The 19961-nt window shown below is 70.6% G+C and carries 19 protein-coding genes; 11 read left to right on the top strand and 8 right to left on the bottom strand.

Features of this window, described 5'->3' with window-relative positions; genetic code table 11:
- Positions 1–189: 189 nt before the first annotated feature.
- Positions 190–639 carry an adenylyltransferase/cytidyltransferase family protein gene (locus ACF08M_RS16155; protein WP_392185887.1) on the top strand — a complete coding sequence of 150 codons (450 nt, stop codon included), beginning with the start codon at positions 190–192 and terminating at the stop codon, positions 637–639.
- Here the strand turns inward: ACF08M_RS16155 and ACF08M_RS16150 are convergent.
- Positions 605–1336: a CDP-alcohol phosphatidyltransferase family protein gene (locus ACF08M_RS16150; RefSeq protein ID WP_392185886.1), complete on the bottom strand. Its 732-nt coding sequence runs from the start codon at positions 1334–1336 to the stop codon at positions 605–607. The two genes, ACF08M_RS16155 and ACF08M_RS16150, sit on opposite strands and share 35 nt — an antisense overlap.
- A gap of 175 nt (positions 1337–1511) precedes the next feature.
- Positions 1512–2204, bottom strand: coding sequence for a ribonuclease H (locus ACF08M_RS16145; RefSeq protein ID WP_392185885.1), 693 nt, complete (start codon positions 2202–2204; stop codon positions 1512–1514).
- A gap of 132 nt (positions 2205–2336) precedes the next feature.
- Between ACF08M_RS16145 and ACF08M_RS16140 the strand changes: the two genes are divergently transcribed.
- The gene (locus tag ACF08M_RS16140; RefSeq protein WP_392185884.1) at positions 2337–2528 is read left to right on the top strand and encodes a DUF6381 family protein; all 192 of its coding nucleotides are present in this window, start codon (positions 2337–2339) and stop codon (positions 2526–2528) included.
- Between the two features lie 146 nt (positions 2529–2674).
- Here the strand turns inward: ACF08M_RS16140 and ACF08M_RS16135 are convergent, their stop codons facing one another.
- Positions 2675–3241: a nucleoside deaminase gene (locus ACF08M_RS16135; RefSeq protein WP_392185883.1), complete on the bottom strand. Its 567-nt coding sequence runs from the start codon at positions 3239–3241 to the stop codon at positions 2675–2677.
- 86 nt (positions 3242–3327) lie between these two features.
- Between ACF08M_RS16135 and ACF08M_RS16130 the strand changes: the two genes are divergently transcribed.
- On the top strand, positions 3328–4296 hold the full coding sequence (locus tag ACF08M_RS16130; protein WP_392185882.1) for an antibiotic biosynthesis monooxygenase: 969 nt from the start codon (positions 3328–3330) through the stop codon (positions 4294–4296).
- 138 nt (positions 4297–4434) lie between these two features.
- Here the strand turns inward: ACF08M_RS16130 and ACF08M_RS16125 are convergent, their stop codons facing one another.
- Both ACF08M_RS16125 and ACF08M_RS16120 read right to left on the bottom strand, forming a co-directional pair.
- Complete coding sequence (locus ACF08M_RS16125; protein ID WP_392185881.1) at positions 4435–4995, bottom strand: cysteine hydrolase family protein; 561 nt, start codon at positions 4993–4995, stop codon at positions 4435–4437.
- On the bottom strand, positions 4992–5123 hold the full coding sequence (locus ACF08M_RS16120) for a hypothetical protein (protein ID WP_392185880.1): 132 nt from the start codon (positions 5121–5123) through the stop codon (positions 4992–4994). Before ACF08M_RS16120 ends, ACF08M_RS16125 begins: the two co-directional genes overlap by 4 nt.
- Positions 5124–5330: 207 nt before the next feature.
- Here ACF08M_RS16120 and ACF08M_RS16115 point away from each other — a divergent pair, with 207 nt between their 5' ends.
- The 8 genes from ACF08M_RS16115 to ACF08M_RS16080 all read left to right on the top strand — a co-directional run bounded on the left by ACF08M_RS16115 (position 5331) and on the right by ACF08M_RS16080 (position 17404).
- Positions 5331–6287: a PmoA family protein gene (locus tag ACF08M_RS16115; protein ID WP_392185879.1), complete on the top strand. Its 957-nt coding sequence runs from the start codon at positions 5331–5333 to the stop codon at positions 6285–6287.
- Positions 6288–6486: 199 nt separating this feature from the next.
- The gene (locus ACF08M_RS16110; protein WP_392185878.1) at positions 6487–7557 is read left to right on the top strand and encodes a LacI family DNA-binding transcriptional regulator; all 1071 of its coding nucleotides are present in this window, start codon (positions 6487–6489) and stop codon (positions 7555–7557) included.
- 263 nt (positions 7558–7820) lie between these two features.
- Positions 7821–8993: a LacI family DNA-binding transcriptional regulator gene (locus tag ACF08M_RS16105; protein WP_392185877.1), complete on the top strand. Its 1173-nt coding sequence runs from the start codon at positions 7821–7823 to the stop codon at positions 8991–8993.
- A gap of 14 nt (positions 8994–9007) precedes the next feature.
- Complete coding sequence (locus ACF08M_RS16100; protein WP_392185876.1) at positions 9008–10642, top strand: FAD-dependent oxidoreductase; 1635 nt, start codon at positions 9008–9010, stop codon at positions 10640–10642.
- A gap of 97 nt (positions 10643–10739) precedes the next feature.
- The gene (locus ACF08M_RS16095; protein ID WP_392185875.1) at positions 10740–11849 is read left to right on the top strand and encodes a Gfo/Idh/MocA family protein; all 1110 of its coding nucleotides are present in this window, start codon (positions 10740–10742) and stop codon (positions 11847–11849) included.
- A complete protein-coding gene (locus ACF08M_RS16090; RefSeq protein ID WP_392185874.1) occupies positions 11846–12571 on the top strand; it encodes a polysaccharide deacetylase family protein in 726 nt (241 codons plus the stop codon). Before ACF08M_RS16095 ends, ACF08M_RS16090 begins: the two co-directional genes overlap by 4 nt.
- Positions 12572–12617: 46 nt before the next feature.
- The gene (locus ACF08M_RS16085) at positions 12618–15629 is read left to right on the top strand and encodes an alpha-mannosidase (RefSeq protein ID WP_392185873.1); all 3012 of its coding nucleotides are present in this window, start codon (positions 12618–12620) and stop codon (positions 15627–15629) included.
- A 53-nt stretch (positions 15630–15682) separates the two neighbouring features.
- Positions 15683–17404 carry a serine/threonine-protein kinase gene (locus ACF08M_RS16080; RefSeq protein ID WP_392185872.1) on the top strand — a complete coding sequence of 574 codons (1722 nt, stop codon included), beginning with the start codon at positions 15683–15685 and terminating at the stop codon, positions 17402–17404.
- Between the two features lie 14 nt (positions 17405–17418).
- Here the strand turns inward: ACF08M_RS16080 and ACF08M_RS16075 are convergent, their stop codons facing one another.
- The 3 genes from ACF08M_RS16075 to ACF08M_RS16065 all read right to left on the bottom strand — a co-directional run bounded on the left by ACF08M_RS16075 (position 17419) and on the right by ACF08M_RS16065 (position 19856).
- On the bottom strand, positions 17419–18060 hold the full coding sequence (locus ACF08M_RS16075) for a hypothetical protein (RefSeq protein ID WP_392185871.1): 642 nt from the start codon (positions 18058–18060) through the stop codon (positions 17419–17421).
- A complete protein-coding gene (locus ACF08M_RS16070) occupies positions 18057–18767 on the bottom strand; it encodes a hypothetical protein (RefSeq protein WP_392185870.1) in 711 nt (236 codons plus the stop codon). Before ACF08M_RS16070 ends, ACF08M_RS16075 begins: the two co-directional genes overlap by 4 nt.
- Before the next feature lie 114 nt (positions 18768–18881).
- Positions 18882–19856 (bottom strand): acetylxylan esterase, encoded by a 975-nt coding sequence (locus ACF08M_RS16065; RefSeq protein ID WP_392185869.1) that lies wholly within the window; start codon positions 19854–19856, stop codon positions 18882–18884.
- Positions 19857–19961: the final 105 nt, after the last annotated feature.

Here is a 19961-nt window from a genome sequence, read left to right as displayed (position 1 = left end):
GCACCTCTGTGTTCCCCCCAAGGAACAGCCCCAAAAGCGAGCTTATCCGTTCACGTGATGCGCAAGTTGCCTTCGGAGTAAGGTCGTTGCACCATCAACACAGATACCGATATCCCGCTCCACCGGACGCCATGTCCGGACGACGACGCGGGACACGGACATCACGTTCACCGTGGGGGGAGAGAACGGATGGTGCACAGGGTCGGCTACGCGCCGGGGGTCTACGACCTGTTCCACATAGGGCATCTCAATATCCTGCGGCATGCCCGCAGTCGGTGCGACTACCTCGTCGCGGGAGTCGTCTCGGACGAGATGGCCGCGCTCGCCAAGGGCCACAAGCCGGTGATTCCCCTGCCTGAACGGCTGGAGATCGTCCGCAGTGTCCGCCATGTGGATGCGGCGTTCGTCGAGACGGTGCCCGACAAGATCGAGACCTGGCAGCAGGTCAGGTTCGATGTCATCTTCAAGGGGGACGACTGGCGGGACACGGAGAAGGGAAAGCGGCTGGAGCGCGACTTCGCCGAGGTCGGCGTGGAGGTGGTCTACTTCCCGTACACCGTGCACACCTCCAGCACCCAACTGCGCCGGGTACTGGAGACGCTCGTCAGCCGGCAGTCCGGAGCGCTTTCAGCTCCCTGAACCACTTGGCCAGGAACGCCATCAGGAACAGCGCGTGCACGGCGGCGAGCACCGCGTAGCCGATGCGGAAGGCGGTCCGGTCGCCGAGCAGCAGGAACACCAGGCAGAACACCCCGTAGTCGGCGGGCAGCAGCACCACGGCCCGCACCCGGGACACCGGGCCCGGGCCGGCGGCACCCGCAGCGGGCCGGACGGCCGCCTTGCCCAGCTGCTCGCGCAGCAGCCCGGCGCAGAAGGTCAGCACGGCCGTGAACAGAAAGCCCAGCGGCAGCAGCAGCCAGCCCTCGGACGGCAGGTCGAAGAACCGCTGGAACGAGATCAGCACGGCGGTGTGCACGAGGACCATCTTGGCGCAGTCCACGACGTGGTCCAGCCATTCGCCGTCCGGGCCTCCCCGCCCGGTCAGCCTGGCCAGCTGCCCGTCGGCCGAATCGAGGGCGAAGCCGACGGCGAGGCCCGCGTACACTGCGGCCGCGAGCCCCCAGGACGGCCGGACGAGCGCTGCCGAGGCGATGGCCGCGAAGGTGAACGCCGCACTGATCAGGGTGACTTGATTGGGTGACAGTCCGATGCGGTACGCGCCTGCCGCGAAGATCCGGCCGGCCGGCCGGTTCACGTACCGCGAGTAGAGCGACACCCCCTTTGCCGTCTTCTGCGCACTGCGCAGCTCGCGCAGAACCGTGCCGGTGCTTCCCATGCGCCCCCCAGCGTGCCGCGGTTGCCCCTGCGGCATCGGCGGAGTGCCGCGGACGCCGTCGGTCAAAGCCGCATCATGGCACGGGGACCGTGTTCCGCGCGGCCACTCCCCCAGCCCGGCCGACGGTCGGCGTCCGTCGGACCCGCGCCGGGTGCGGGCCCGACGGAACAGCCTCTCAGGCGGACGTGGTGCGGCACTCCGGGTGGCCCCAGCCGTGCGGGTTCTTGGCGATCATCTCCTGTGCCGCATAAGGCTTTCCGCAGTGGCAGCGACCGGCGAATTTCGCCCGGATCGTTCCGCCGGAGCGCGCCGGGCGCGCCGCTCCCCCCGCCTTCTTCGGCGAAGCGTTCTTGCTCCGGCCCTCCGTGGCCCGGGCGGGAGCCGGCGTCGGCAGCGGCGAACCGTGCGCGGTACCGGCCGGCCGCTGCGCCACGGCGGCCTCGCTCGCCGCCTGATCGGCGAGGGCGTTGAGCGGGTCGCCGTCCACCTGGTGGGCGGGGACATACACGAAATTCACGTCCCGGCCGGTCAACAGTGCGTCGATGCGGGTCACCAGGTCACGGTTGGCCACCGGCTTGCCGGCCGATGTCTTCCAGCCGTTGCGCTTCCACCCCGGCAGCCACTTCGTCACCGCGTTCATCGCGTACTGCGAATCCATCCGCACCTCGGTCGGCACAGACGGGTCCGTGGACTCCAACAGCTCCTGCAGCGCCGTGAGTTCGGCGACGTTGTTGGTGGCGGACCCCAACGGTCCCGCCGCCCAGCGTTCCGGTCGCCCCTGCGCATCGGCCACGACCCACGCCCAGGCCGCAGGCCCCGGATTGCCCTTCGATGCCCCGTCACACGCGGCGATGATGCTCTCGTTCATGCCCCTGATCATGCCAGCGCCGCACCACCGCCACGGCACCCGGTGACGCTGAGTGACGATTCGAGGTGCGGCGAACCGGCGGCGCTGGTTCTCTGATGGAGCCCGCTCTTCCCAACCGCACAAGGAGCGATGATGAGCGTTGCACGTGAATCCGGTGACCGTGCGCAGCAGCTGCGCGACAAGGCCCGGCAGATGAACGAGGCCGCAGAGCGCACCACCGACCCTGAGCAGCGCCAGCGGCTCCAGGACAAGGCCCGGAAACTGCAGGAGCAGATCGACCAGCAGGGCAACATGGGCACCGGGAACACCCGTCCGCCCAAGTAGTACCGGCCTCACGTAGTACCTGTCTCACACGAACGGCCGACGTCTTGCCGCTCTTCCATGAGTGAGTGGCAGGGCGTCGGCCGCCCGGTGCCCGCTGTCCCGGCACATCGGCAATATGGCGATCGTTCTCTCGTGTCCGAGCCGCTTCAGTACGGGTGCTTGTTCGCCTTGTTCACCCACGCCGCGTAGGACGTGGCCCCCAGCTCGGGGTGGAGCTGTTCGAGAGTGATGCTCCGCCGGTCCGGGGGTTTCGCGAAGTCTTCGTACTGGAAGACATCGTCGAAGCCGATCTCCTGAGTCGCCTTCCAGTCACAGCTGAAGTAGACGGTGCTGATCCGGGACCAGTAGATGGCACTCATGCACATCGGGCACGGGGCGCCACTGGTGTAGATCGTGCACCCCTGCAGCATACGAGCGCGCTCGGGCACCATGTCGGGGGAACCCTCCGGCCGAGGCACCAGCTTCAGGGTGTACGCGTTCTGGTGCTCCTCGGAAATGCTGGGCGCCTCCGGATTGAGCAGCTGAACAGCCTTGCGGATGGCCTCCACCTCACCGTGCGCGGTCGGGTCGGCCGTGAGAAGTACACGATTCTGCCCTCGGGCGATGATCTCGCCGTCGCGGGTGATCACCGCACCGAACGGTCCGCCCCAGCCGTTGTCGACGGACTCGGTAGCCAGACGAACCGCTTCGGCCATGAACTCCTTGTGTCCCATCTCAAGATCCTCCCGCGAGGGGCGGAATTTTTTGCGGAATTTCCCCCATTTGTCTGATAAATCCTTTTAGAACTAGACTACTCTGCATGAATACCCGTGCAAGCCGTGGCCCCGGCGGCAGTGCAACGGTCGTGATCTCCCAGAGAGTCCGGGCCGGCCGGGACGAGGATTACAAGCGCTGGCAGGAGAAGACCAACGAGGTCGCGCGAGGCTTCGACGGGTTCCAGGGAACGGAGTTGTACCCGCCGGCCTCCGGCGAGGAGAACGAGTGGGTCGTCGTATTCCGCTTCTCCCATGTCGAGCAGCTCACCAAGTGGCTGGACTCGCATGCGCGTCGGCAACTCCTCGACGAAGGCCGTCCGCTCTTCGATGGAACCCCCACACAAGAGGTGCTTTCCGGCGGTACACCGACCGAGGATGTCGTCACAGCGGTCGTGTCGCACGATGTACGGCCGGGGCGCGAGCAGGAATTCATGCACTGGCAGGACAAGATCCTCCGGGAACAGGAGAGGCGCCCTGGTTTCATGGGGTCGGAGCTGTTCAGGCCGGTACAGGGAATTCAGGATCGCTGGGTTGTCGCCTTCCGTTTCGACACACGCGAACACCTGGAGGAATGGCTCGGCTCCGAGGCCCGCGAAAAGCTTCTGGCGGAAGGGCGCGAGTACTTCGGTTCCTACGACGTACGCAAGATCGGATCGGCGTTCGGCGCCTGGTTCCGCTTCGGTGAGGGCGCGCAGGAAGGGGGGACTCCGCCCAACTGGAAGCAGGCCATGTCCGTGGTACTGGCCCTGTATCCCACGGTGATGATCCTGAACCTGACGGTCGGTGACTGGTTCACCCGCCTGGGAGTACCCGGGTATCTCGCTCTGTTCATCAGCAACGTACTGAGTGTCAGTGTGCTGACCTGGTTGCTGATGCCGCTGGTCACCCGAGCGCTGGCCTTCTGGCTGCTGCCCGCCAGGGCGCGATCTGCTCGTGTCCACATAGCGGGCGCCGCGCTCGTCGCAGTGTGCTACCTGGTGATCATCGCCGTCTTCGGCCTGACCACGAGTTAGCCTCGCGCTCTCGTGAGCGCGCTCGTCCATGCAAGGATTCTCAGGTGCCGTGACGGGGCGTCACGGCACGGTCAGGCCTGAAGCAGCAGCGATGCGCCGACGTGTGCCATCACACACCACTCCCTCCCCAACCTCCTGTTACCGGGATGTGGTGGCATGGAGCCAGTCGTCGACGGTGACGACGTCCGCCCATTGCGGGAACAGCTTCTCGGTGAGGAACCGGTGAACCTCGGCGTCGATGTCCAGGCAGGCGTCGGCGAGAACGGTGAGGCCGAAGTCCAGGTCGTTGGCCTGACACAGGGTGTGCAGCACCACGGCGCTGGTGGCGATGCCGGTGAGGACGAGGCTGTCGATGCCCTGCGCCCTGAGCACCACGTCGAGGTCGCTGCCCGAGAACGCGCTCGCCCGTCGCTTCGTGACCACCACCTCGCCCGGCCGGGGCGCGACATCGGGGTGGATTTCGGTGCCGGGGTCACCCTCGACATGGAGCCCGGCTCGCGCGACAGCGGTGAGTGCCCTGTTGCGCGGGCCGACCTCCGGAAACCCCGGGCGCAATGCGATGACCACGTAGATGACAGGGATGTCTGCCGCCCGGGCACCATCGATCGCCCTGCGCAGACGCGGCAGGTATCCGGAACCGTCATCGGCGATGTCCACGACGGCTCGCTGGACGTCCATCACGAGAAGGGCGCTGCTCATACGGTCTCCAGGAACGACGTCAGTTCGGCGCTGAAGTGGGCCGGGTTCTCCATGTTCGGGTGGTACACGGCCGCCGGCACTGTGGCAGTGTGCCCGCCGGGAAAGAGTTTCGCCAAGCGGCCTGCCATGGCAAGCGATGAACCGCTCGTTGCACCATCGCGAACTCAGACGTTCCTGGGCGGGGACACGGCGCACGGTCCGGCCCCGAAGGGCCGCCCAACCATGGGATGAGCAAAGAGGAGCCGAGTGCGAGTTCTTCTTCCTGTTGACGTCCGTCCGGCGGAGGGCCTACGTTTCGGTAAGCGCTTTCCAGACCCACCCGGGAGACTTGGGACATGAGCAGTCCACTGCGCGTCACGCACACCCACGGGGAGCGGATCACGGTCGCGGAGGAGCGGGGCGGCATCGATCTGATCAGCTACGTGTACCGCCCGGAGGCGGCCTGGGAGGCCCCCAAGCCGTACATCCATCCCATGCGCACACTCGCCGATAACGTTGTCAGCGATTATCGGCCCAATGATCACCGCTGGCACAAGGGCCTTCAGATGACGGCCTCCCATCTGTCCGGGCAGAACCTGTGGGGAGGCAACACCTATGTGCCCGGCCAGGACTACCAGCCGCTGCCCGAACGGGTCGGATCGATGGCACACATCGGGTTCGACGAGGTGGCGGCGGAGGCCGGACGCGCGATCATCGCGGAACGGCTGAGCTGGCGCCACCATGACGGCACGCACTGGGCGGACGAGCAGCGGCGCATCGAATTCCATGACGTGGAGTACGCCGAATCCGGCGCCGGTGCGACAGGCGCCGGAAGCAGCTGGACGCTGACCTGGTCGAGCGCGATCACCAATCGGCGCGCCGAGCCCCTGCGCTTCGGCAGCCCGACGACGCACGGCCGGGAGGCGGCGGGGTACACCGGTCTCTTCTGGCGCGGGCCGCGCGCCTTCCGGGGCGGGCAGATCCTCGGACCGGACGGCTCGGGGCCGGAGCTGATGGGCACGCAGGCACCGTGGCTGGCCTACATCGGTGAGCACGACGGCGCCGACGGGCAGGCCACGCTGATCTTCCGGCACGCCCCGGAGAACGATCACTCGGGAGAGGACGGCACCCACCCGGCGCACTGGTTCGTCCGAAACGAGCCGTTCGCGGCCGTCGCCCCCTCCTTCGCCTTCTACGACGAACTGGAGCTCGCCCCGGGCGACACCCTGGCCCGCCGCTACCGTGTCACCGTCGCCGACGGGGCCTGGGACCGGGAGCGGATCGCCGAGTACCTCGCGAGGCACCCGTGGTGAACGGGGACACGGACGGCCTCGGCCTGTACGTGGAGCCGCCACTCGACGATTCCGGCCGCGCCCGCCTGCGTGGTCCCGATTCCGCACTCGTGTCCGAGCTGTCCGCCGGGCGGCCCGGCGATGCGGTGCCGGACCGACAGGGCCGGTTCCCATTGCGTACGCAATGGGAAAACGCTTTCAGTGCAGCTATCGTAGCCCTATGCAGAGCCAGGTCAATCGACGTTCCGCCCGCCCCCGCCCGTCGTCCGCTGTGACGCTCCAGCAGGTCGCGCAGGACGCCGGGGTCTCTCTCGCCACGGCGTCGCGCGTCCTCAGCGACAGCGACCGCAACGTCACACAGGAGCTGCAGGAGCGCGTCCTGGAGGCGGCCGCCCGGCTCCGCTACGTCTCCAACGCGCCGGCCCGCGCGCTCGTGCAGTCCACGACGTCCATCGTCGGCCTGGTCGTGCACGATGTGAACGACGCCTACTACTCCGCGATCGCGGCCGGGGTCATGGAGGTCGCCCGCGACCACAAGCTCCTCGTGATGCTGGCGGGCACCTTCCACGAGCCCGGGCTCCAGGCGGAGTACGTGGCACGACTGCGGGCGCAGCGGGCCCGCGCCGTCGTCCTCGCCGGGTCGGGTTTCACCGGCAAGAACCCCGCGCTCACCCAGGAGCTGGAGGCGTTCGCGGCGCAGGGCGGCCGGGTGACCGCGGTCGCGCACCAGGACCTTCCGGTGGACACGATCCTGCCGGGAAACCGCGAGGGGGGCCGGGCGGTCGCCGAGCATCTCGCCCTGCTGGGGCACACGGAGGTCGGCGTCATCTGCGGACCGCTGACGCTGGTCTCCGTCCAGGACCGGCTGCACGGCTTCCTGGAGCGGGCTGCCGAGCTGGGCATCTCCGTACAGGAACGCCATCGCGCCGAGTCCGACTTCACCCGGGACGGCGGGCGAGCCGCGGCGGTGCGGCTGTTCCGCGGCTCCCCCGGCATCACCGCGCTCTTCGCGCTCAACGACGCCATGGCCCTCGGAGCGCTCGCGGCACTCCGTGACGACCTCGGGCGCAGTGTGCCCGCCGATGTCTCCGTCGTCGGCTTCGACGATCTGCCGGTGGCGTGCGACGTCACACCCGCGTTGACCACCGTACGACTGCCGCTCGAAGAGATCGGCCGCCGCGCGCTGCTGCTGGCCCTCGGCGACGCGACGGCTTCGCCACGCACGCTCGCCGTGCCGTCGCGCCTGGTGGTGCGGGCCAGTACGGCGCCGCCGCCCCGTACGGCCGGCTGAGGACGGCACCGGCCCCGCGCCCGCTCCCCGGCCGGACGCCGCCCCGTGAGCCGGGAGCCGACACCGGCCGCGCGTTCGTCGTCCCCGGACCGGCCGGGATCCCGGTCCGGGCCACTGGATTGACACATTGAAGCGACAAGCCGCCCGCTTGACGCACTAATTGCTGACTATTTCGCTGCAACCCTCTTGAAATAACGCGTTAATCGCCACCACACTGAGACCAACGCTGTTTGACGCGTCAAATCCGAGAGGGTGGTGGCTGGATGGGTACGTCCGGACCCAAGTACCAGCGAATCAAGGACGAGTTGCGGGCCGAGGTGGCACGTGACGAGTACGAGGCCGGCGCTCCGTTCATCACTCAGAACCAGTTGCGCGAGCGTTTCGGCGTCAGCTCCACCACCGCTGTCCGGGCGCTCAACGACCTCGTCGCGGAAGGGCTGCTGGTACGGCGCCGGGGGATGGGAACCTTTGTCGCCGATCCCTCGGACCGAACCCCGGAACCTGCCCCGGCGCGCAGGTCCGGCGTGATCGCCTGCATCATCAGCGGCCAGGGCCCTTACCAGTCCGAGGTGCTGCGCGGGGTCGAGTCCGTCTGTTCGGACCGCGGGCTGCGGCTGTTCTTCTCCGACTCCGTGATCCATATGACCGAGACGGGGCACGCCGACCACGACGCGTCCCTGGCCCGCCAGGACCAGGCGCTGCGCCAGGCCGTCGAGGACCAGGTCGACGGAATCATCCTCTACCCCGTCCAGGGGGCACCCGATCCCGACCTGCTGGACGAGATCCGGCGTCTGCACCTCCCCATGGTCCTGGTGGACCGGTATTTTCCCGGCCGCGCGATCGACGCCGTCACCGCCGACAACTACGACGTCGGCTACCGGGTCACCGAGCACCTGCTGGCCGACGGCCACAATCGCATAGCGACGCTCTGGGGCGAAACGCAGTGCACCAGCGTCCACGACCGGATGACCGGGCACAAGCAGGCGCTGCGCGCCCATGACCAGCCGCTGCTCCCCCAGTTGACCGCGCTGCGCTCCTACACGGCGCTGCCCGGGAACGAGCGCAGACAGCTGCTGACCGAGCTCCTCGCCGCGCCCGAGCCGCCGACCGCCCTGCTGTGTGCGCACGGCTTCGCCGTCGCCACCGCCGCCTCCGACCTGGCCTCGCTCGGCATCGCCGTGCCCGACGACATCGTGCTGGCCGGTATGGACGACGTGGGCCCCTACGATCTGCTGCCGCTCACCAGCTTCGCGGCCCGGCTGCCCGCCAGGGAGATCGGCAGCCGGGCGGTCGAGCAACTGGTCACCCGGATCGCGGAGCGCACGGCGGGCGAGGACCCGTACCGCAGCGCCGAGCAGATCGTGCTCCCCGTCCGGATCAGGACGCGCGAGTCCGTGCCGGTCCGGCTCCGTACCGTCGCCGCCCGCCGGCCCTGAGGGAGGAGACTCCTGTGTCCGCCGCCCCCGCACCCCGTACCCGCGAGCTCGGGACCGACGTCCTGGTGGTCGGTGCCGGCCTCGGTGGCCTCGCCGCCGCGCTGACCGCGGCCAGGTTCGGCCACCACGTCGTGCTCACCGAGGCGACCGACTGGCCCGGTGGCCTGTTCACCACCCAGGCGGTCCCGCTCGCCGACGGCCACCGCATCGAACTGGACCCCGTCTCCCCCGGATACCGCGACTTGCGCGAACGGATACGCGACTTCTACCGGCGCAACTACCCGCTGTGCCCGGAGCCGTACGCCGACCCGCTGCTGAACCCCGGGCTCAATACCACCGGTCATCTCAGCCACGAGCCACGCGCCGCACTCGCCGTCGTCCAGGAGCTCCTCGCCCCGCATCTCGCCTCGGGCCGGCTCACCCTGCTGCTCCGCCACCGCCCGGTGGCGGCCCAGGCGGACGGGGACCGGGTGGCCGCGGTCACCCTGGAGGCCGCGGACGGCGAGCTGCTGACGGTCGGCGCTCCGTACGTCGTCGACGCGACGGACCTGGGTGAGCTGCTCGACCTCGCGGGCGTCGAACACGTCACCGGCGCCGAGTCCCGTGAGGAGACCGGCGAACCGCACGCGGCCGCCGTCGCCGATCCGCTGGACCAGCAGCCGGTCTCCTGGGTCTTCGCACTCGACCACCGCCCCGGCGAGGACCACACCGTCGACCGGCCCGCCGGCTACGACCGGTGGTCCGACGCCTTCTCCTGGGACACCAGGGAACCCGGTGGTGCCCCGGCCCGCTCCGTGCCGCTCTTCCTGCACGAGCCCGACGAGGTCCCGCCGTGGGCCGCACCGCCCAACGACCGCTGGCACCAGCTGCGGGCGCTGGCCCGGAGCCGGTACCTGCCCGGCACCTTCGACAGCGACATCACCCTCGTCGACTGGGAGCAGACGGCCTACACACGGCTGCCGCTCGTCGGACGCGGGAACGAGGTACGCGCCCGTGCCGAGCGGGAGGCCCGCGAGCAGGCGCTGTCGTTCCTCCACTGGATGCAGACACGGGCGCCCCGGCACGATGGCGGGCACGGCTACCCCGAGCTGCGCCTGCGGCCGGATGCGACCGGCACGGCCGACGGTTTCGCCAAGACACCGCATATCCGCGAATCACGGCGCATCCGGGCCGAGTTCACCTTGCTGGAGCACCATCTGACCGCTGCCGCACGGGCCGGGACGCCGGGCGCCGAAACCTTCACGGACAGCGTGGGCACCCTGCGTTCCAGGATCACCTTGCATCCGGGGCGCGGTGGCGGCGCGGGCCTGGATCTGGAGTGCCTGCCGTTCCAGCTGCCGCTCGGCGCACTGCTGCCGGTACGGGTGGAGAACCTGCTTCCGGCCGGGCGGAACATCGGCGCGACGCATCTCAGCGCGTCCGCGCTCGGCGGGCACGCGGGTCAGTGGAGCATCGGCGAGGCCGTCGGCGCGCTGGTGTCGTACTGCCTGGAGCACCGGCTGCCGCCGCGCGCGGTCCGCGAGGCCGAGCACCGGCTCGCCTCCTTCCAGAGCCGGTTGAGGGAATCGCTCGGCCTCGCCCTCGACTGGCCGGACCGGCTCCGCACCGGACCCGTGACCAGCGCCGGGGCGCTCTACGCCACTCTCTGAGACCCACTGCCCTTCCTTCGGGAAGGGCATTTTCCCGACCTGCTGGAAAACGCTTACCAACCTCGGCGGCTCACACCCTCAGCCTGGACGGCCCTCTGTGACTGCAACTCCCTACCGTGTCCTGCTCGTCGGCGCGGGCAACATCGCCCGCGCCGTCCATATGCCCGCATTCCTCGAACTGCCCTCGGACTTCTCGGTGGTCGGCGCCGTCGACGCCGATGCCACCGCGGCCCGTTCCTTCGCCACCGACTTCGAGCTCTCCCACCACTCCACCGATCTCGCCGCGTCCCTCGGCGAGGTCCGCCCCGATCTCGTCGTCATCGCCTCGCCGCCCGTCGCCCACCGCGAACAGGTCGTGGCCGCCCTCGGCGCCGGGGCCTGGGTGTGGTGCGAGAAGCCGCCCGCACCGAGTCTCGCCGAGTACGACGCCATGACCGCGGCCGAGGGCGAGGGCGGCCCGTACGCCCCGATCGTCTTCCAGCACCGGTTCGGATCGGGTGCCGAGCACGCCAAGGCCCTCATCGCCTCCGGTGAGCTGGGCGCGCCGCTGGTCGCCCACTGCCAGACCACCTGGTACCGCGACGACACCTACTACGCGGTCCCATGGCGCGGGAAGTGGGCCACCGAGGGCGCGGGCCCCGCCATGGGGCTCGGCATCCACCAGATCGATCTGCTGCTGGAACTGCTCGGGGGCTGGGCGGAGATCCGGGCCATGGCGGGCAGGCTGGCCCGCGACGTCGAGACCGACGACGTCACCACCGCCACCGTCCGCTTCGTCTCGGGCGCCCTCGCCACCGTGGTCAACAGTGCCCTTTCGCCACGTCAGTTGAGCCATCTGCGGATCGACCTGCGGGACGCCACGGTCGAGCTCAACCATCTGTACGGCTACGGGAACGGCGACTGGACGTACACCCCCGCGCCGGGTGTCGAACCCGGCCGGGCGGCCGGCTGGGCCTCCCCCGCCGAGGACGTCCCGAGCTCGCACGGCGCGCAGCTCCGTTCGCTCCTGGCCGACATGCGGGCGGGCCGGCGACCCAGGGCCAGCGCCGGGGACGGCCGCCGTTCCCTGGAGCTGATCACCTCGATGTACAAGGCGGCCCTCACCGGCCGCCCCGTCCTGGCCGGCGAGATCGGGCCGGGCGACCCGTTCTACACGGCACTGCACGGCTCCGTGCCCGGCTGGGCGCCCGAGGAGCCGGGGCGATGACGGACCGCGGGGACCACCGCGTCGACCGCGCCCTGCTGCTCACCTTCGACGACCGGCATGTGCGCGAGTGGGCTGCCGCGGCACCGCTGTTCAGGCTGTACGACGCCCGCGTCACCTTCTTCATCTGCGAGCCCGACCGGCTCGACCGGGACGACGTGCGGTTGCTGCGCCGTCTCGCGGACGACGGCCACACCATCGGCTGCCACGGTATGCGGCACGAGCGCGCGCCGGAGTTCATCGCCGCGCACGGCGCGGGCGCCTATCTCGACCGGGAGGTGGTGCCCGCACTGGAGTCGCTGCGCCGCCTCGGCTTCCCGTCCCGGAGCTTCGCCTATCCGTGCAGTGCCCGTGACGCGGGTACCGACCGGCTGCTCCTCGCTCTCTTCGAGCGGCTGCGCGGCGGTGTGTCCGCCGACCGCCGCACCGATCCGTCCCTCACCGCCGAACTGCGCGTCCCGGCAGGCGACATCGCTGCCCGGCGGGTCCTCCTGGGGTGCTCGGTGGACTCCGGGCGCGGGACCGTCACGTACGGGGACGATCTGGCCGGCGTGGTGACGGCCCTGCGCCGGACCGCCGACGACGGCGGCGTCACCACGCTCTACGCCCACTGCGTCGCCGACGCCCATGAGGCCAACCATGTGACCCCGGCCCGCCTGGAGAAGCTCCTGGCCCTGGCCGACGGGATGTCACTGCCCTCCGTGGGCTTCGACGAGCTCCCATGAACAACCACCCCGTAGCACACATTCATTCAGAGGGGCCTTTTCACCCATGCATGACGACCGCACACTGACCGAGGAACGGCTCGACCGCGCCCTGCGCGAGCGCATCCGTCCCGCTGTCCATCCCCGTACGGCGCCCCTGGAATTCGAGGTCTGGCACGCTCCCGGCGAACCGGTGCCGTTCGCCGAGGCGATGGCCGGCCCCTACGAGCCCGGCGCGCTCGGCGACGACTGGGGACCGGCCTGGGGCACCAGCTGGTTCCGGGTGACCGGCCGCGTCCCGGCCGACTGGGCCGGTGAGACCGTCGAAGCGGTCATCGACCTCGGTTTCGCCCGGGACCGGCCGGGGTTTTCCGCGGAGGCGCTGGCCCACCGGCCGGACGGCAGCGTGGTCAAGGCGCTCAACCCGCGCAACACCTGGCTGCGCGTCGGCGAACCGGTCGCGGGCGGCGAGGAGTTCACGTACTACCTGGAGGCGGCCGCCAATCCGGAGATCCTGGACGGTGTCAGTGCGCTCGGCGACCGGGAGACCGCGGGCAGCGAACCGCTGTACCGCGTCGAGCGGATGGACATCGCGGTCTTCGACCAGCAGGTCTGGGAACTGGTCCAGGACCTGGAGGTGCTCGACCAGCTGATGCGGCAGCTGCCGCTCGGCTCCGCGCGCCGCTGGGAGATCCTGCGTGCGGTGGAAGGCTGTCTGGACTCGCTGGACCTGGACGCCGTGGGCGCGAGTGCGAGCGCCGCCCGGGAACGGCTCCGCCCCGTGCTCTCCTCCCCCGCGCACGCCTCCGCACACCGTCTCTCGGCGGTGGGTCACGCGCACATCGACTCGGCTTGGCTGTGGCCGCTGCGGGAGACGGTGCGCAAGGTCGCCCGCACCACCTCCAATGTCGTCGCGCTGATGGACGACCACCCGGAGTTCGTCTTCGCGATGTCCCAGGCGCAGCAGCTGGACTGGCTGCGGGAGCACCAGCCGGCGCTGTACGCACGGGTCAAGGAGAAGGCCGCTGCCGGACAGTTCGTGCCGGTGGGCGGGATGTGGGTGGAGTCGGACACCAACATGCCGGGCTCCGAGGCGCTGGCCAGGCAGTTCGTGTACGGCAAGCGGTTCTTCCTGGAGGAGTTCGGGGTCGAGACCGAGGAGGTGTGGCTGCCCGACTCGTTCGGATACTCGGCGGCCCTGCCGCAGTTGGTGGCGCTCTCCGGTTCGCGCTGGTTCCTCACCCAGAAGATCTCGTGGAACACGACCAACCCGTTTCCGCACCACTCCTTCCTGTGGGAGGGGCTGGACGGCACCCGGGTCTTCACGCACTTCCCGCCGGTGGACACCTATGTGGCCGAGCTGTCCGGCGAGGAGCTGGCGCACGCCGAGAGGAACTTCCGGGACAAGGGGCACTCGACGCGCTCGCTCGTCCCGTTCGGCTGGGGGGACGGGGGCGGTGGCCCCACCCGCGAGATGCTCGCGCGCGCCGGGCGGCTCGCGGATCTGGAGGGATCGCCCCGGGTGACGATCGAGAGGCCCGCGGAATTCTTCGCCGCCGCCGAGGCCGAGTACGAACGGCCGCCGGTGTGGCTGGGCGAGCTGTACCTGGAGCTGCACCGCGGTACGTACACCTCCCAGGCCCGGACCAAGCAGGGCAACCGGCGCAGCGAGCATCTGCTGCGCGAGGCGGAGCTGTGGGCGGCCACCGCGGCGGTACGGACCGGATTCCCGTATCCGTACGAGGAGCTGGACCGGATCTGGAAGAGCGTGCTGCTGCACCAGTTCCACGACATCCTGCCGGGTTCGTCCATCGCGTGGGTGCACCGCGAGGCGGAGGAGACGTACGCCCGGATCGCCGGGGAGCTCGAAGCCGTGATCGACGCCGCGCAGCGGTCCCTGGCCGGTGCGCCGGCCGGTGCCGGCACGGTCGTCTTCAACTCCGCCCCGCACGGCCGCGCCGGCGTGGTGGCGGGGGGCGCGGCGCCCGCGCCGGAGCAGCGGGAGCAGCCGGTGGAGGCCGAGGCGTACGACGGTGGTTTCAGGCTGGACAACGGGCTGCTGCGAGTGACCGTGGACGCGCGGGGTCTGGTGGTCTCGGTCGTCGATCTGGTGGCCGGACGCGAGACGGTCGCCCCGGGCTGCGCGGCGAATCTGCTCCAGGTCCATCCGGATCTGCCCAACCGCTGGGACGCCTGGGACGTCGATGCCTTCTACCGCAACACGGTGACCGATCTGACCGAGGCGGACGTGGTGCGCCGCAGCGGTGACGGCGTCGAGGTGGTGCGTACCTTCGGTTCGTCCCGCGTCACCCAGCTCCTGACGCTGTGTCCCGGGGCCCGGCGCCTGGACATCGACACGGAGGTCGACTGGCACGAGCAGGAGAAGTTCCTCAAGGCGGCGTTCCCGATCGATGTGCGCGCCGATCACTCCACGGCGGAGACCCAGTTCGGGCATGTCCAGCGGCCGACGCACACCAACACCAGCTGGGAGGCAGCGAAGTTCGAGATCTGCGCCCACCGCTTCCTGCACGTCGGCGAGCCGGGCTGGGGCGCGGCGCTGATCAACGACTCGACGTACGGGCACGATGTGACCCGTACGGTCCGCGAGGACGGCTCCACCACGACCACGGTGCGGCTGTCGCTGCTGCGTGCGCCCCGCTACCCCGACCCGGCCACCGACCAGGGCGTGCACCGGCTGCGGTACGCACTGCTGCCGGGGGCGACGATCGGTGACGCGGTGCGTGAGGGCTGGCAGTTCAGCCTCCCCGAGCGCCGGGTGCCGGGCAGCGCCGCGGTGGCCCCGCTGGTCTCGGTCGATGACGACGCGGTGGTCGTGACGGCGGTGAAGCTCGCGGACGACGGCAGCGGTGATGTGGTGGTCCGGCTCCACGAGGCCCACGGCGGGCGGGCCACGGCTCATCTGACGGCAGGTTTCGCACTGGCCGGGGCGAGCGTCACGGACCTGCTGGAGCGTCCGCTCGCCGAGGAGCCCGCCGAGGTGGCGGGCGGCGCGGTGCGACTGCGGCTGCGGCCGTTCCAGATCGTGACACTGCGGCTCACACCGAACGACAACATGTGAGGCGTGCGGGGCGGGTGAGCACTGCTGCGGACCCGCCCCGTACCCTCTTTTGCATGAACGCTGGGGGGCCTGTGCGCCGTGTGATCGACGACCGTTTCGAGCTGGTGAACAGGCTCGGCAGCGGCGGTATGGGCATGGTGTGGCGGGCCCATGACCTCGCGCTGCACCGCGATGTGGCGCTCAAGGAGGTACGGCCCCCGGACCCGGCACTCGCCGAGAACGATCCGGAGTCGGCCAGGCAGTTGCGTGAGCGGGTGCTGCGCGAGGCCCGCGCGCTGGCCCGGCTCGACCACCCGGGCGTCGTCACGGTCCACCACATCGTGGACGGCGGCGAACACGCCTACCCGTGGATCGTGATGGAGTTGGTGCCCGGCGCCTCGCTCGCGGAACGCCTCGCCGAGGGAACGCTCACCCCGGTCGGGGCCGCAGAGCTGGGTCGCGGGGTGCTGTCCGCGCTGCGCGCCGCCCATGCCGCCGGAATCCTCCACCGCGATGTGAAGCCGGCCAACGTACTGTTGCGGACCGACGGCAGCCCGGTACTCACCGACTTCGGCATCGCGGCGATCCGTGAGTCCACCAGTCTGACGGCGACCGGTTCCATCATCGGCTCCCCGGACTACATGGCCCCCGAGCGGATCCGCGGCGAGGAGGGCGATCCGTCGTCGGACCTGTGGTCGCTCGGCATGATGCTGTACGTCGCTGTGGAGGGCGTGCATCCGCTGCGCAGGGCGACCACGCTGGCGACGCTGGCGGCCGTGCTCGACGAGGAGATCCCGCCGCCCCGCCAGGCCGGTCCGCTGGCTCCCGTGCTGAACGCGCTGCTGACCCGGGACACGGCCGCGCGGCCCGGTCCCGAGGAGCTGGACCGGATGCTGGCCGCGGTGAGCGCGCCGGCGCCGACGCCCGGGCCGGGCCCTGCGGCGCCGCCGGACGCCGTACCGCCTCGCCAGGATCCGCCCACCCGGAGGGACGCGGCGCCGCCCGGCTACGGCCAGGCCGGCCCGACCACCGTCCTGCCCACCGCCCCCGTGCGGCGCCCGTCCGGCGCGTACGGGCCCGCTCGTCCGCCCGTCACCGCTCCCCCGCCTCCCCGGCCCGCGACGCTGGGCACCCAGGAGATCCGTCGCCGGGTCCGGCGGGGCCGCGCCGTCGCGATCAGCACGGCGCTCGCCGGAACCGCCCTGACCGGCGTCCTGGTGTGGTCGCTGGTGCCCGACTCGGAAGCAAAGGTTTCCGGCAGCTCCGCGTCCGCCTCGGACCGGACCTCGGGCGGGCCCTCGGCCGCCGAGGAGAAGGAAAGCCCGCAGAAGGCCGGGGCGCCGACCAAAGATCTGCTGACACCCTCCGCCGCGCGGTCCGTCATCGCGGCGCTCGAGCCGGTGATGGGCGGTACCAGGGTCACGTCGTTCACGCTGTACGACGTGCACGCGAGCGTCGAGGCCCCGGTCGCGAAGAACAAGGCCCTGTACGACGTCTACACCTACCGGGACGGCAAGGCCGCCCGCGAACGCGCGGGCGGCACCCTCATGCCGGGCGCCAAATCCGTTGACCTGGAGAAGTTCAACTGGGACGCCCTGCCGGGGCTGATCCGCCGGGCGGACAAGGAGCTCGGCGTCACCGAACCCACCAGCCACTACGTGGACATCGACCCGGCGTCCCCGTTCGACGGCTACCAGCCGACGCTCAGCGTCTACGTCTCGGACGAGTACGGCGGCGCCTATCTGCGGGCCGACATCAACGGCAAGGTGCTCAAGAAGTACCCGCGCAACGGCTGAGAGCCCGCGGCGGCTCAGCCGGCCAGCCGTACCAGCACCAGCAGTGCGGCCGCGATCACCACGCCCGACGCCAGCGCGCGGAACCCGGCCGGAACACCGCCGGCCCGGGACTTCACCTCGCCCGCCGGCGGGACGAGGCTCGCCGCGCGGGCCAGCCACTCGCGCGGCGGGTTGTCGGGGATGACGACCCGCCAGGGCTGCTCGGGGTCGTACTCGACGACCGCCCTGGGCCTGTGCAGCAGCCCTTGCAGGTCGAGGGGGTGACGGACCTCGATCCGGTACGGGGGCAGTTCGTCGGTCACCACGGTCAGGTCGAAGGCGAACACGGAATTCACGGCCTGCCCGTCGGCGGCCGTCCGGCCGTTCTCCTTGTTCACCGCCCTCACCCCGTTGACCACGGCGGGCGCGAAGGCGCGCGGGCCGCCGGAGCGCAGCCCGGGGGCGGCGACGCCCGATTTCATGTCCTCGGCCGCCTTGCCGTACGCCGTCAGGGCCAGGGCCGTCACGGGGAGCGCGAGCATCAGCAGCCAGCGGGGGCCGTCCACGGCGCCCTGGACGAGCGCGGCCAGCGCGAGACCGGTGCCGAGGGCGGACACCACGGTGAACAGCCTGAGGAAGCCGCGCGGGGAGGACACGGCGGAGCGCGACGTGGTCATGAGGGGCGCAGTACCTTCCGGCGGGGGATGACGACCTTGGTGTGTGCCGGGTCGTCGGGGCGGTCGGCGTCGTACAGGGCGAGGACGTCCCGCTTGAGGGCGACGCGTTCCACGATGGCCGGGACCTCGTGGCGCACCCCGGCCGTGTCGTCGAAGACCACGGTGACCTCGCCGTACTTGCGGCCCACCGACCGCCAGCCCTCCAGCACCGCGTCGGCCGTGGTGTAGCGGCGGGAGAGCCTGCGCAGCCCCGCGGTGCGCCGCAGGCTGACGGCCGCGCCCCACCATGCGGCGAGGCAGCCCGCGCCCGCGACGCACCACAGGAAGGTGAGCCATGCGGAGACGGAGAACTCACCGACCGGGAAGAAGATGTGGAAGGAGGTGGTGGTGCCGTGCTCGACCTGGCCCTCCGCCAGCGCGTCGTGCCAGCCGACGATCGCGGCGAGGGCGCAGAGCACGACCATCGCCCCGGGCGCGGCACGGTGCAGGAAACGGGTGGCGAGCAGACCGAGGACGACGGCCGAGCCGATTCCGAGGATCGGGGCCACCGACGCGAACTGGTCGCTGCCGCAGCCGCCGGTCCCGTCGCAGCTCCATCGGATGGAGACGGCTTCGTGGCTGGCGATGTACCACATCATCCACACCTGCCACGCCATCAGCGCGCAGGCGATGACGCGCAATGCCTGTGCATAGGCTTTCTGCCGCACTGTCCGCCCTCGTCCTTGCCGTTCACGGGGGCCATGCAACGCCCCCGTGGACCATATACATGCTGTCCACACTCTGTCCGTGATCCACACCACCCGGCCGGACCCCGGCAATGCTCAGCCGGCGTTCTCCAGCGCCTTCGGTACCCAGCGGAGCTGAGCGGCCTCCTGGAACATGGCGCCGCCTTCGTGCCCGTTGAACCGGTAGACCTCGATCTCCTTCTCGCCGCGGTACGCGTTGTGGGCGGCGAAGACCGTGGACGGCGGGCAGACCTGGTCCATCAGCGCGACGGAGAAGAGCGCGGGGGCGCTGCCGCGCGCGGCGAACGAGACCCCGTCGAAGTAGGACAGGGTGCGCAAGACGGTCTCCTCCTTGCCGCGGTGCATCTTGAGGTAGCGGGCGATCTCCGCGTACGGGTCGGCGTCGGTGAGGGTGACGGCCCGTCCGAAGTGGCAGAGGAAGGGCACGTCGGCGGCGATGGCCGCCAGGTCGGGGACGAGTCCGCCGACCGCGAGGGCGAGGCCGCCGCCCTGGCTGCCGCCGAGCGCGACGGTGCGGGCGGGGTCGGCGAGCGGGTGGGAGCGGGCCGCTTCCACGGCGCGTACGGCGTCGGCGTAGGCCCGGCGGTAGTAGTAGCTCTCCGGGTCCTCGATGCCGCGGGTCATGAAGCCGGCGTGGGAGGGGCCGGAGCCGACCGGGTCGGGGGTGTCGCCGACGTTGCCGCCACTGCCCTGGCCGCGTACGTCCATGATGAAGTGGGCGAAGCCGGCCAGCGGCCACATGCCCCAGCAGTGCGGCAGGCTGCGACCGCCGTTGTAGCCGTGGAACTGGACGATGAGCGGCAGCGGGCCCTCGGCGTGCGCGGGACCGCTGAACCAGCCCTTGACGGGGTGGCCGCCGAAGCCGGCGAACGTGGTGTCCCACGTGCGCATGCCGGTCAGCCCGGTATCGACAGGTTCGAAGGAGACCGCGAGGTCGTGGGAGCGGGTCTCGGCCAGGGTCTTCGACCAGAAGGCGTCGAAGTCCTCCGGTTCGTCGATCTGCGGCCGGTAGTCGCGGAGTTCGTGGAGCGGCAGGTCGAACAGGGCCATGGTGCTGGTCTCCTCGCGGTGGGACTCGGAACAGTGTGACGTGCGACAGTGGGACCGGGAGCGGCGGGACCGGGTGCTGTCAGATGCACCCGGCCCCGCCGGTTC

Origin of the sequence: Streptomyces sp. NPDC015032 (assembly GCF_043080425.1) — a bacterium.
In the GTDB taxonomy this organism is placed as follows: domain Bacteria; phylum Actinomycetota; class Actinomycetes; order Streptomycetales; family Streptomycetaceae; genus Streptomyces.
The sequence above is the reverse complement of the archived record's forward strand: the minus strand, read 5'-3'. Positions and strand labels throughout refer to the sequence as shown.

Bases quoted from the DNA above. Each gene is read 5' to 3' on its own strand.
- ACF08M_RS16155 (WP_392185887.1), top strand. From the start codon at position 190: ATGGTGCACAGGGTCGGCTACGCGCCGGGGGTCTACGACCTGTTCCAC.
- ACF08M_RS16150 (WP_392185886.1), bottom strand. From the start codon at position 1,336: ATGGGAAGCACCGGCACGGTTCTGCGCGAGCTGCGCAGTGCGCAGAAG.
- ACF08M_RS16145 (WP_392185885.1), bottom strand. From the start codon at position 2,204: ATGAACGAGAGCATCATCGCCGCGTGTGACGGGGCATCGAAGGGCAAT.
- ACF08M_RS16140 (WP_392185884.1), top strand. From the start codon at position 2,337: ATGAGCGTTGCACGTGAATCCGGTGACCGTGCGCAGCAGCTGCGCGAC.
- ACF08M_RS16135 (WP_392185883.1), bottom strand. From the start codon at position 3,241: ATGGGACACAAGGAGTTCATGGCCGAAGCGGTTCGTCTGGCTACCGAG.
- ACF08M_RS16130 (WP_392185882.1), top strand. From the start codon at position 3,328: ATGAATACCCGTGCAAGCCGTGGCCCCGGCGGCAGTGCAACGGTCGTG.
- ACF08M_RS16125 (WP_392185881.1), bottom strand. From the start codon at position 4,995: ATGAGCAGCGCCCTTCTCGTGATGGACGTCCAGCGAGCCGTCGTGGAC.
- ACF08M_RS16120 (WP_392185880.1), bottom strand. From the start codon at position 5,123: ATGGCAGGCCGCTTGGCGAAACTCTTTCCCGGCGGGCACACTGCCACA.
- ACF08M_RS16115 (WP_392185879.1), top strand. From the start codon at position 5,331: ATGAGCAGTCCACTGCGCGTCACGCACACCCACGGGGAGCGGATCACG.
- ACF08M_RS16110 (WP_392185878.1), top strand. From the start codon at position 6,487: ATGCAGAGCCAGGTCAATCGACGTTCCGCCCGCCCCCGCCCGTCGTCC.
- ACF08M_RS16105 (WP_392185877.1), top strand. From the start codon at position 7,821: ATGGGTACGTCCGGACCCAAGTACCAGCGAATCAAGGACGAGTTGCGG.
- ACF08M_RS16090 (WP_392185874.1), top strand. From the start codon at position 11,846: ATGACGGACCGCGGGGACCACCGCGTCGACCGCGCCCTGCTGCTCACC.
- ACF08M_RS16085 (WP_392185873.1), top strand. From the start codon at position 12,618: ATGCATGACGACCGCACACTGACCGAGGAACGGCTCGACCGCGCCCTG.
- ACF08M_RS16080 (WP_392185872.1), top strand. From the start codon at position 15,683: ATGAACGCTGGGGGGCCTGTGCGCCGTGTGATCGACGACCGTTTCGAG.
- ACF08M_RS16075 (WP_392185871.1), bottom strand. From the start codon at position 18,060: ATGACCACGTCGCGCTCCGCCGTGTCCTCCCCGCGCGGCTTCCTCAGG.
- ACF08M_RS16065 (WP_392185869.1), bottom strand. From the start codon at position 19,856: ATGGCCCTGTTCGACCTGCCGCTCCACGAACTCCGCGACTACCGGCCG.